Source organism: Parvimonas sp. M20 (assembly GCF_035282425.1).
GTDB lineage: Bacteria > Bacillota > Clostridia > Tissierellales > Peptoniphilaceae > Parvimonas.
Genome location: NZ_JAYKBQ010000082.1, coordinates 1 through 487, shown reverse-complemented (window position 1 = coordinate 487; position 487 = coordinate 1). Strand labels below are relative to the sequence as shown.

Here is a 487-nt window from a genome sequence, read left to right as displayed (position 1 = left end):
GTAATAGCCCCCTAATTTTCAGGGATAGTCATGGAACTCAAACTCGCCAATAATACCGCAGGCAATCTCATCGGGTTCTTCCTTGGTGGAGGTATGCGTGCATTTCTCCCTGACGCCAAGCCCAAGGCAAAGCCGAAGTTTCAGCACCTGGCTGACAAGGATGCCAAGATCAATCGTTGGACTGGCCAACCACACAACAACCTGCGTCCTTACGCACGGTATTATGGTATTCCCTACAAAGCCGTGTATTCGAAATGAGGTGGTTGTGGCGTAAGCGCAATGTACGATGGAATGTGGCATTCGGGCATAAGTATACCGGCTACATTTTATACCTGTTCAATATTCCTATTGTTGAGTATAGGGAAAGGGTATCGTAATGTTTGACCCGTTATCCTCCCATAGCTTTCCGCGGGAAGACATAACGGATCAGGAAATCGTGGCAGCTTTAGGGTTGCCACGTTATCTTGACACGATTGACTTCAAGGCC

1 protein-coding gene is annotated in these 487 nt (G+C 48.0%); it reads left to right on the top strand.

Going from position 1 to position 487, the window contains the following annotated elements:
* Positions 1-30: 30 nt before the first annotated feature.
* The gene (locus VJI93_RS08500; protein ID WP_324008936.1) at positions 31-258 is read left to right on the top strand and encodes a hypothetical protein; all 228 of its coding nucleotides are present in this window, start codon (positions 31-33) and stop codon (positions 256-258) included.
* Positions 259-487: the final 229 nt, after the last annotated feature.

What these genes read in the sequence shown, in the direction of transcription:
- VJI93_RS08500 (WP_324008936.1), top strand. Translation starts at nt 31, where the DNA reads ATGGAACTCAAACTCGCCAATAATACCGCAGGCAATCTCATCGGGTTC.